Source organism: Marinobacter sp. MBR-105, assembly GCF_053628895.1.
Genome location: NZ_JBRJHG010000045.1, coordinates 1 through 2,149, shown reverse-complemented (window position 1 = coordinate 2,149; position 2,149 = coordinate 1). Strand labels below are relative to the sequence as shown.

The window sequence follows — 2,149 nt, the reverse complement described above, 5'->3', positions numbered from 1 at the left end:
CCTGATCGGCGCCACCACGCTCAACGAGTATCAGAAGTACATCGAGAAGGACGCCGCGCTGGAGCGTCGCTTCCAGCCGGTGATGGTGCCCGAGCCGACGGTAGCACAGACCATGATGATCCTTCGTGGTCTGCGCGACACCTTCGAAGTGCACCACAAGGTCAGCATTACGGAGGACGCGATCATTGCGGCCGCTGAGCTCTCTGACCGGTATATCACGGCACGCTTTCTCCCCGACAAAGCCATCGACTTGTTGGATCAGGCCGCCGCACGCGTGAAGCTGTCGGCTACGGCGCGCCCGGTGGCTGTGCAGGAGCTTGAATCCGAACTGCACCAACTGCGCCGCGAGCAAGACTATGTGGCGGCACGCAAGCAGTACGACAAGGCTGCTGAACTTGGCAAGCGCATCGAGGCCAAGGAAGCCGAACTCAAGAAGCTCGTCGAAGACTGGGAGCGAGAGCGTGCTTCGGGGAGCGCCGAGGTCAAAGCCCAGCACGTAGCGCAGATCGTGTCGCGGCTAACCGGCATCCCGGTCAACGAACTGACGGTGGAGGAGCGCGAAAAGCTGCTGCACTTGGAGCAACGTCTACACGAGCGTTTGGTGGGGCAAGACGAAGCGGTGCGCGCGGTGGCCGATGCCGTGCGGTTGTCGCGCGCGGGCCTGCGCGAAGGCAGCAAGCCGGTGGCGACTTTCCTGTTCCTTGGGCCGACCGGCGTGGGCAAGACCGAACTCGCCAAGGCGCTGGCCGAGTCGATCTATGGCGATGAAGGTGCGCTGCTGCGCATCGACATGTCCGAGTACGGGGAACGCCATGCCGTGGCACGCCTGGTGGGGGCGCCTCCGGGTTACGTCGGCTACGACGAGGGTGGCCAGCTCACCGAGAAGGTGCGGCGCAAACCCTACAGCGTGTTGTTGCTCGATGAGATCGAAAAATCGCACCCCGACGTCTACAACATCCTGCTGCAGGTATTCGACGACGGGCGGCTCACCGACGGCAAGGGCCGGGTGGTGGATTTCACCAATACCATCATCATCGCCACCTCGAACTTGGGCTCGGACATCATCCAGCGTCGGCTGAAGGCCGGTGGTGCCGGCGGCGAGGAATACGAGAAGGCCAAGTCCGAGGTGATGGACGTGCTGAGCGGACACTTCCGCCCCGAGTTCATCAACCGCATCGACGAGATCATCGTCTTCCATGCGCTGGGCAAGGAGGAGATCCGCCATATCGTCGGCCTGCAGCTCGATCGTGTGGCCCGCAACGCCTCCAGCCAGGGCGTGACGCTGACCTTCGATCAGACCTTGATCGACCACTTCGCGGAGGAAGGCTACAAGCCCGAGTTCGGCGCGCGTGAACTCAAGCGGCTGATCCGCAGCGAGCTGGAAACCGCGCTGGCGCGCGAGATGCTGGGTGGCGGTATCGGCAAGGGTGATCACGCCAACGCCCGCTGGGACGACAAGGCCGAACGGGTGGTCTTCGAGCGCCAGGAGCCACCCGCGAAGCCGACCGAGCCTGAAAAGCCCGATGCCGCGAACGTGGCCGAGGCACCGCCGAACGGCAAGAGCAAGGCTGCGCGCAAGAAGAAGTCAGCGGGCGGCGAATCTTGAGCGATGGGAGGCTGTCGTGTCCGACCTCAGCGGGCTGACATGGGCAGCCACCCTTGTGTCGCTGGCGGTCGCTATCCCCACAGCGGGGCACGCGGTCATCTACAAGCGTGACCCTCGATCGGCCACGCTGTGGGTACTGCTGATCGCCTTGTTGCCGCTGGGCGGTTCGCTGCTGTATGGGCTGTTCGGCATCAACCGTTACCGGCGGCGGGCGCGGCGGCTCTTCTCGGGGGCAGATCCTGCTGCTCGGCAGGACCTCTCGCCCACGATGCCCGAGGCTGTATCGCCGCCGCTTGCCGGTCTGGCCCACCTGGTGGGACGCGCCACCGGCCAGTCGCTGACCAGCGGCAACCGCATCGAGCCGCTTGTCGATGGCGAGCAGGCCTACCCGGCCATGCTCGCCGCCATCGAATCGGCGCGGTACAGCGTCGCCTTGGCCTCGTACATCTTCGACAGCCAAGGCATCGGGGCGCAGTTCGTCGATGCGCTGCGCCGGGCTCATGAGTGCGGCGTGCAAGTGCGGGTGCTGATCGACGACGTGTA

Annotated in this window: 2 protein-coding genes; both read left to right on the top strand. The window is 64.8% G+C overall.

The annotated features are described in order from the left end of the window. Window positions 1-1,606: AAA family ATPase (locus tag ACSSVV_RS20855; protein WP_454106959.1), on the top strand; the 1,606-nt coding region annotated here is incomplete at its 5' end. Between the two features lie 16 nt (window positions 1,607-1,622). Beyond that, the coding region (locus ACSSVV_RS20850) for a PLDc N-terminal domain-containing protein (protein WP_454106958.1) at window positions 1,623-2,149 on the top strand (527 nt) is incomplete at its 3' end.